Annotated in this window: 6 protein-coding genes and 2 pseudogenes; 2 read left to right on the top strand and 6 right to left on the bottom strand. The window is 72.0% G+C overall.

The features are described from left to right. The 6 genes and pseudogenes from x551_RS15940 to x551_RS15965 all read right to left on the bottom strand — a co-directional run. On the bottom strand, positions 1-573 hold a 573-nt coding region (locus x551_RS15940; RefSeq protein WP_253950395.1), incomplete at its 3' end, for a glycosyltransferase. Beyond that, entirely contained in the window at positions 566-1,582 is a 1,017-nt protein-coding gene (locus x551_RS15945) for a sll0787 family AIR synthase-like protein (protein WP_036249462.1), read from the bottom strand. The genes x551_RS15940 and x551_RS15945, both read right to left, overlap by 8 nt. Before the next feature lie 22 nt (positions 1,583-1,604). Beyond that, positions 1,605-2,192: an MSMEG_0567/Sll0786 family nitrogen starvation N-acetyltransferase gene (locus tag x551_RS15950; RefSeq protein WP_197028786.1), complete on the bottom strand. Its 588-nt coding sequence runs from the start codon at positions 2,190-2,192 to the stop codon at positions 1,605-1,607. Next, positions 2,189-3,267: pseudogene (locus tag x551_RS15955) on the bottom strand (MSMEG_0568 family radical SAM protein). The gene x551_RS15950 and the pseudogene x551_RS15955 overlap by 4 nt, the downstream one beginning before the upstream one ends. Next, positions 3,230-4,306 (bottom strand): Nit6803 family nitrilase, encoded by a 1,077-nt coding sequence (locus x551_RS15960; protein WP_036232884.1) that lies wholly within the window; start codon positions 4,304-4,306, stop codon positions 3,230-3,232. The pseudogene x551_RS15955 and the gene x551_RS15960 overlap by 38 nt, the downstream one beginning before the upstream one ends. A 141-nt stretch (positions 4,307-4,447) precedes the next feature. Continuing rightward, positions 4,448-4,929 (bottom strand): annotated as a pseudogene (locus x551_RS15965) (MSMEG_0572/Sll0783 family nitrogen starvation response protein). A 382-nt stretch (positions 4,930-5,311) separates the two neighbouring features. Here x551_RS15965 and x551_RS15975 point away from each other — a divergent pair. Further along, the gene (locus tag x551_RS15975; protein WP_231497665.1) at positions 5,312-6,709 is read left to right on the top strand and encodes a PLP-dependent aminotransferase family protein; all 1,398 of its coding nucleotides are present in this window, start codon (positions 5,312-5,314) and stop codon (positions 6,707-6,709) included. A 39-nt stretch (positions 6,710-6,748) separates the two neighbouring features. Further along, a complete protein-coding gene (locus x551_RS15980) occupies positions 6,749-7,669 on the top strand; it encodes a YihY/virulence factor BrkB family protein (RefSeq protein ID WP_036232880.1) in 921 nt (306 codons plus the stop codon). Positions 7,670-7,760: the final 91 nt, after the last annotated feature.

Consider the following 7,760-nt stretch of genomic DNA (forward strand, 5'->3'; position numbering starts at 1 on the left):
CGCGCATCGGCCGCGCCGGCTTGGCGGCCGTAGCGCTGCAGGTCGACGCCGTTGTGAACCAGCGCCGCGGCCACGCCCGTGCTCGCGCCGCAGCGTGTCGCACCAGGTCTGGCTGACGCACAGCACCTGGCGCGCGCGCAGGAAGGCGCGTTCCTGCCAGGCCATCACGCGCGCATCGTCGAAGCGGTCGAGGTGGTGCACGGTGCGCACGAAGCCGTCGATCAGGCCGCGCTCCTGCAGCGTCGCGAGCGCGTTGCCGCCGATGCCATCCTGGGCGTGCAGCACGTCCCAGCCGCGCCCGCGCTCCAGCCGCGGCGCGAGATGGTCGATGCAGGCGTCGCGGCGCGACGCGACCATGCTCGCCAGATCGGCAGGCGCCGGCGCCACCGGCACCAGCTCGACCGCGCAACGCGGCGTGCGGAACAGCGCCTGCCCGGGCAGCGCCGGCGCCATCACCGTCACCTCGTGGCCGGCCTCGTGCAATGCATCGGCCAGTTCCAGCGTGTGGATGACGCCACCGCGCGGATGGACCGAATGGGTCAGCAGGCCGATGCGCAGGCGACGGCTAGACATGGGCCGGCTCCCGCGGCACGACGGCTCGCGCGCCGATGAAGGGTTGCGCCGCCAGGTCCCACAGCAGCGCGCTCGTCTCGCCGTCGCGCAGATGCAGCTGCGGGGTCGCCGTGACCTCGCCGACCGCGGCACAGGCGATGCCCTGCGACTCGAAATACCGCGCCACCGCGGCTGCCTGCGCCGGCCGCACGCTGAACACGTAGCCGTAGCTCGGAAAGGACTGCAGCCAGCGCAGCAGCGGCACGCCGGGCGGGCGCGGGATCGCCTGCACGTCGATCACGCCGCCGACCTGCGAGCACTCCAGCAGCATCAGCGCCGTGCCCACGGCGCCGGCCATGCTGATGTCCTTGGCCGCATCGCACAGGCCGCTCTCGGCCAGCGCCGGCAGCAGCTCGAGGTCGGCGCGCAGGCGCTCGGCCGGCGCGCGGGTCGACGCGTCCCAGTAGGGGTTGGGCTCCTGGTAGGCGCCGCGCAGGTCGATCGCCATCACCAGCGTGTCGCCGGGGCGGGCGTTGAAGCTCGTCAGCAGCGTCTTCGCTCGGCCGAGGATCGCCACCGCGAGCTGGCCGCCGACCGCCTGGTTGTTGCTGTGGCCGCCGACGATCGGCACGCCATAGCGCTGCGAGGCGGCCGCCAGACCCTCGAGCACCTGCTGGCCCGGCGCCATGCCGCGGCTCCACAGCGCGTCGACCACGGCGATCGGCCGCCCGCCCATCGCGCAGATGTCGCTCACGTTGACCATCACGCCGCAATAGCCGGCGAACCAGGGCATGCGCTGCACGAAGTCGTCGACGAAACCCTCGATCGCGAACAGCAGGTAGCCGCCGTCGCCGTCGGGGATCGCCGCGCAGTCGTCGCCGACGCCCACCGCCTGGCCCAGCGCGGCGGTGCCGCCTGGCAGCGCGGCCGACAGCGCCGACACCACATCGCTGATGTCGCGCTTGTGTGCGAAGCCGCGCCCGCGCAGCAACGCCGAGGCGAGCCCGTCGAGCCCCCCCTGTCCCAGCATTGCATCCTCCATGCGGCCCCCGTCAGGCGCGGGCCCGGCTCTGCGCCACGTAGCCGGTCAGCGGATCGTGGCAGGGCGGGTAGTGCGCCAGATCGGCCTGCATCAGGCCGTGCGGTCGGCCGTGCAGCGTCTCGTCCTTCAGCCACTGCCAGTGCAGCCGCTCGAACAGCGGGCGGTTCTGCGCCTGCACGTGCGCCAGGAAGAGGTGCGCGCCGCGCGCGCGTGCGCTGCTCACCGCCAGCCGGATCAGCGTCGCACCGAGCCGGCCGTGGCTGCGGAAGGCCGGGTGCACCGCGAGGCGCGAGCCCCACCACACACCCTCGTCGCCCTCGTTCTGGCCAGGATGGATGCGCACCGTGCCGACCACCTGGTCGCTCATGCCGCCCACGCAGGACAGCGCCACCAGCGGCTGCGCATGTGCATCGATCGCGTCGATGTCGTCGCCGCCGCCGAACAGGCCCTGCTCGATGCAGAACACCAGGCGGCGCAGGCGCCGCGCCTCGTTGATCTCCCAGGCACCATCGGCCCACTTGACGCGGAACTCGCAGGGGGTGAAGGCGGTGGGCAGGTCGCACATCGGCTCGGGGGCCGTGGGAGCGGTGCGCATCATGATTCGTAGACCGACAACGAGGAGCACGCCCCGCACTTGCCGCAACCCGCCTTGATGTCGGCCGAGCGCAGCCCGCCGGCGCTCACCATCGCACCCAGCGGCTCCAGCACAGCCTTCATGAACTCGGGGCTCGGCGACGGATGGTCCTCGAGCGGCGTGCCGCTGATCGGCACGAAGGGCACGACGAAGGGGTAGACACCCAGCGCCACCAGCTTCTCGGCGATCGAGAGGATGGCCTCGCGCGTGTCGCCCAGGCCGGCGAGGATGTAGGTCGACACCTGACCGCGGCCGAACACGCCGACCGCCGCCTCGAAGCTCTCCAGGTAGCGTTCGACCGGCACCGTGGCCTTGCCCGGCATGACGCGTTCGCGCAGTTCGGGCGTCACCACCTCGAGGTGCATGCCCAGTGTGTCGATGCCGGCGGCTTCATGCGAACGAACCACTGGTCGGTATCCGGCGGTTCGCACTGCGCCTGGATCGGGAGGTCGACCGCCGCACGGATGGCGAACGCGCTGTCGCACAGCACCTGCGCGCCGCGGTCGGGCGTGGGCGGCGTGCCGGTGGTCATGACCATGTGCTTCACGCCGTCGAGCAGCACCGCGGCGCGCGCCACCTCGGCGAGCTGCTCCGGCGTCTTGTGCGCCACCGTGCGGCCGGCCGCGAGGCTCTGGCCGATCGCGCAGAACTTGCAGGTCTTGCGGCGGCTCTCGTAGCGGATGCAGGTCTGCAGCACCGTGGTCGCCAGCACGTCCGAGCCGTGCAGCGTGGCGATGTGCGAGTACGGCACGCCGTCGAAGGTCTGCAGCGCATAGAAGCGCGGCGCCTTCGGGAAGGCGACGCGCGCGATCGGGATGCTGCCGCGCGTCAGACGGCTCGTGCCGTCGGCGTCGGGCGCCTCGGCGACGAAGGGCGAGGCCCAGGCGCCGTGGGTGTGCACCGGCACCATGATCGTGTGACCGTCGACCGTCACCGCCTTGTGGTCCGACGGCCCCGCGCCGCCGCGCCGGCTGGCGACGCCGGCGTTCGGCGAACCCGGGTCAGCCAGCCGCAACCCGAAGGACTGCAGCTCGGTCATCAGCCGGCGGCTCTCCGGCGACAGGGGCGTGGCGGGGCTGAGGGGCGGCGTGCTCATGGGAGGAACTCCGGAAGGTCGCGGGAACGGCAGGGGCAAGGGCGGCCGCGGTCATCGACGTCGAGGTCGTGGCCGGGCGGTCGTCGATCAGGAGGCTCAGCAGCTCGGGGCGCGCGTAGTGGCCCACCGAGTCCATCATGCGTTTGCGCTTGGCGATCAGCGCCATGTCGAGGTCGGCATAGACGATGCCCTCGCCCTCGGTCAGCGGCGTGCACAGGTCCTTGCCCTCGGGCGAGACGATGGCGGTATGGCAGCCGCCGCGCAGCGCCTTCTGCAGGCCCGGATCGGGCGTGATGGACGCGATCTGCGCGTCGGTCAGCCAGCCGGTGGCGTTGACGACGAAGCAGCCCGACTCCAGCGCGTGGTGGCGGATCGTCACCGCCATCTGGTCGGCGAAGATCTGCCCGACCATCGAGCCGGGAAACTGCGCGCAGTGGATCTCCTCGTGCTGCGTCATCAGCGCGTAGCGCGCCAGCGGGTTGTAGTGCTCCCAGCAGGCCAGCGCGCCGACGCGGCCGACCGCGCTGTCCACCACCTTCAGCCCGGCGCCGTCGCCCTGGCCCCAGACCATGCGCTCGTGATAGGTCGGGGTGATCTTGCGGCGCTTCAGGATCAGCGCACCGTCGGCATCGAACACCAGCTGGGTGTTGTAGAGGCTGCCGTGGTCTCGCTCGTTGACGCCGAGCACGACGACGATGCCGCGCGCGCGGGCCCGCTCGCCGACCGCCTGCGTGACCGGCCCGGGCACCACCACCGCGTGCTCCATCAGCCGCAGGTGCGGCGCGCCCTGCAGCACCGGCGGCAGCACGAACGAGAAGTAGGGGTAGTAGGGCACGAAGGTTTCGGGGAACACCACGATCCCCGCGCCGCGCCCGGCCGCCTCGTCGATCGCCGCGAGCACGCGCTCGAGCGTGCCCTCGGGCCGCTCGAGGTCGGGCGCGATCTGGACCGCGGCAGCGCGGACGGTGCGAGGGGAACTCATCTCAGGATCTCCATGACGGTTCGACGAGAAGCCGGGCGCAGGCCGAGGCACGGCCCACCGAGTGGACGCCGCGGGTCCGGCTCCGCCGGCCCGCCAGCGTCGCCCCCTTCGAGGGGGAGCGGCGCAGCCGCAACGGGGTGTTCAAAGTGTCCAGGTGTCGAGGATGAAGCGTCGGCCTTGCGGTGCAGCAGGATGATGTCCAGCACGTCCAGCGGACTGATCGGGCGGATGCCCTCGATCAGCGCGCCCTCGCCGTGGCCGTACAGCGCCTGCAGCGCGAAGCGGCAGGCGTAGACCTTCCCGCCCTCGGCGATGAACTTGGCGATCTGGTTGTTGAAGTTCTGGTGACCGGGGAAGGCCTCGTCGCCGAGCGTCGGGAAGCCGCGCTTGACACCCAGCGTCACGCCGGGGCCGTAGAGCAGCACCGAGGTCTCGAAGCCCTTGCGCTGCAGCCGCGTGGCCTGCAGCAGGTTGACGAAGCCGATCGAGCCTTCGAAGGCGACGGTGTGGAAGGTGACCAGGGCCTTCTCGCCCGGGGCGGCCTTCACGTCCTCGAAGACCTTCTCTTCGTAGTCGACGAGGAACTCGCCTTTCTCGTTGGCGGGGCGGGTGACTTTGGGCATGGCGGACTCCGTTGGCGGTTGGCGGTTGACAGGGGTCGAAGGAGGAAAGAAAGGCGCTGAGCGCAGCCGGCTCTTTGCACGCGGTGTGCCACGGCGGCCCCGCCGTGCAGCCCGGCGATGCGATCAATGGGCGATCAAGAAGCCGCGGCGCGGTCGCCGTCGACCGCTTCTTTTTCGAAGGCTCGCCGGGGCGTGGCAAGACCCCTTTTCCACAGGGGAATGCACGCACCGGCGTGAGGCGCCGCGATGCGATCAATGCCTCCGATCAACGGCCCTCGGCGCACCGCACCTGGGCACCGTCGCTCGCCGCGGGCCACCCGGTGATGGCATGAACGATGCAATCAATGCGCCATCCCGACCCCCTGCCCTCGCCCTTCATCCCATGGCCGCCGCCAAACCCATGCAGCACTGGCTGCGCCGACTCGAGGGCAGCGACCGGCCCGCCTACCTGCTGATCGCCGACCTGATCGCCGAGGACCTGCGCACCGGCCGGCTCGGCGCGCAGGAGCGCCTGCCCACGCTGCGCCAGTTGGCCGACAGCCTGCGGCTCAACTACACCACGGTGGCGCGCGCCTATGGCGAGGCGCGCAAGCGCGGGCTGATCGACTCGCGTCCCGGCATGGGCACCTACGTGCGCGGGCGCAGCCCGGCCGTGCCGCTGCGCGGCGGCAGCGGCGCGGAGATGACGATGAACCTGCCGCCGGAGCCCGAGGACCCGGCGCTGGTCGAGCGCCTGCGCGACAGCGCCCGCGAGCTGATGGCCCGCAGCGACCTGTACACGCTGATGCGCTATCAGGACTTCGGCGGCTCGCCCGAGGACAAGGACGCCGCGGTGCAGTGGCTGCGCCACCGTTTGCCGGACTGCAGCGCCGAGCGCGTGCTGGTCTGCCCCGGCATCCACAGCGCGCTGGCCGCACTGGTGTCGCAGCTGGCGCGGCCGGGCGAGCTGGTGTGCGTGGAGTCGCTCACCTACCCGGGCATCAAGGCGATCGCCACCCAGCTCGGCGTGCAGCTGCACGCGCTGGCGCTCGACGACGAAGGCCCGAGTGCGGCCGACTTCGAACAGGCCTGCAAGACCCTCAAGCCCAAGGCGCTGTACTGCAACCCGACGCTGCTGAACCCGACCACGCTCACCACCTCGAAGCGGCGGCGCGAGGCGCTGGCCGACATCGCGCTGCGCTACAGCGTGCCGATCGTCGAGGACGACGCCTACTCGATGCTGCCGCGCGAGGTGCCGCCGCCGCTGGCGCTGCTGGCGCCGGAGCTCACCTACTACGTCACCGGTTTCAGCAAGTGTCTCGGCGCGGGCCTGCGCACCGCCTACGTCAGTGCGCCCAGCGAACGCCAGGCCCAGCGGCTGGCCGGCGCGCTGCGCGCCACCACGGTGATGGCGTCGCCGGTGACCAATGCGCTGGCCACCCGCTGGGTCGTCGACGGCAGCGCGCAGGCGATGCTGCAGGCGATCCGCAACGAGTCGATCGCCAGGCAGGCGATGGCGGCCCGCCACCTGGCGCGCCACGCGGTACAGGCGCAGCCGGAGGGCTTCCACCTCTGGCTGCCGCTGTCCTCGTCGTGGAGCACGGTGGAGTTCGCGTCCTACCTGCGCACCCAGGGCGTCGGCGTGGTGGCCAGCGCCGCCTTCTCGACCGACGGCGATCCGCCGGACGCGGTGCGCATCTGCCTCGGCGGCCCGCTGACGCGCGAGGACTGCGACGCCGCGCTGCGGCTGATCGCCGACACGCTGGACCACCCGCTGCATCCGCACGCCACCGTGATGTAGGCCGGTCCGGCGCCCAGGGCTCGGCGGCACAATGCGCCCATGCCCGAGCTCCTCCGCGACTGGTTCGCCGTCGTCCGCAGCGCGGCCCGCTACTGGCTGGACAGCCAGGCCTTCGTGTACGCCGCGGCGCTGGCCTTCTTCACGGTGTTCTCGATCGCGCCGGTGGTCATCGTCGCGGTCGCGGTCATCGGCCTGGTGCTCGGCGAGCAGGCCGCGCAGGGCCAGCTGATGGCGCAGCTCGAGGCCGTGATCGGCGCGCAGGCCGCCGGCTTCGTGCAGTCGGCGGTGGCCGGCGCGCGCTTCGAGCGCAACGGCCTGTGGCCCACGCTGCTGGGCTTCGGGCTGATCCTGCTGGGCGCGACCACGGTGTTCGCGCAGCTGCAGAAGTCGCTCAACGCGATCTGGTCGGTCGCGCCCAGCCCCTCGCGCAACACGCTGCTGCTGCTCGTCAAGACCCGCGTGCTGTCGCTCACCGTGGTGCTGGCGATCGGCTTCGTGCTGCTGGTCTCGCTGCTGCTCAGCGTGGCGGTGCGTGCGGTGATGGTGTTCGCCGAGGCCTGGCTGCCGGTGCCGGCCTGGACGCTGGGCCTGCTGGACATCGGCCTGTCGCTGGGGGTGGTGACGCTGCTGTTCGCCGCGATGTTCCGCATCCTGCCCGACGTGGTGCTGGCCTGGCGCGACGTGTGGATGGGTGCGGCCGTCACCGCGGGGCTGTTCACGATCGGGCGCTCGCTGATCGCGCTCTACCTCACCCACACCGCCGCCGGCTCGGCCTACGGCGCGGCCGGCTCGCTGGTGCTGCTGCTGGTGTGGGTCAACTACTCGTCGCTGATCCTGCTGTTCGGTGCCGCGTTCACGCGCGCCCACCTGGAGGCGCGTGGCCGCCCAATCGTGCCGCGCGCCACCGCCATGGCCGTGCAGCGCGAACTGGTACCGCGCCCGCCGTCCGCGCAGGCGTAAGCTGTGGCGCCAGCGCAAGGCCGAGCAGGAGGCGCCATGACCCCGACCCCAAATCCACACGCCCGCATCGCACGGCGAGCGCTGCTGCAGG

Source organism: Methylibium sp. T29, from assembly GCF_000576205.1.
GTDB classification, from domain to species: domain Bacteria; phylum Pseudomonadota; class Gammaproteobacteria; order Burkholderiales; family Burkholderiaceae_C; genus Methylibium; species Methylibium petroleiphilum.

Bases quoted from the DNA above. Each gene is read 5' to 3' on its own strand.
- x551_RS15945 (WP_036249462.1), bottom strand. From the start codon at position 1,582: ATGCTGGGACAGGGGGGGCTCGACGGGCTCGCCTCGGCGTTGCTGCGC.
- x551_RS15980 (WP_036232880.1), top strand. From the start codon at position 6,749: ATGCCCGAGCTCCTCCGCGACTGGTTCGCCGTCGTCCGCAGCGCGGCC.
- x551_RS15960 (WP_036232884.1), bottom strand. From the start codon at position 4,306: ATGAGTTCCCCTCGCACCGTCCGCGCTGCCGCGGTCCAGATCGCGCCC.
- x551_RS15975 (WP_231497665.1), top strand. From the start codon at position 5,312: ATGGCCGCCGCCAAACCCATGCAGCACTGGCTGCGCCGACTCGAGGGC.
- x551_RS15950 (WP_197028786.1), bottom strand. From the start codon at position 2,192: ATGATGCGCACCGCTCCCACGGCCCCCGAGCCGATGTGCGACCTGCCC.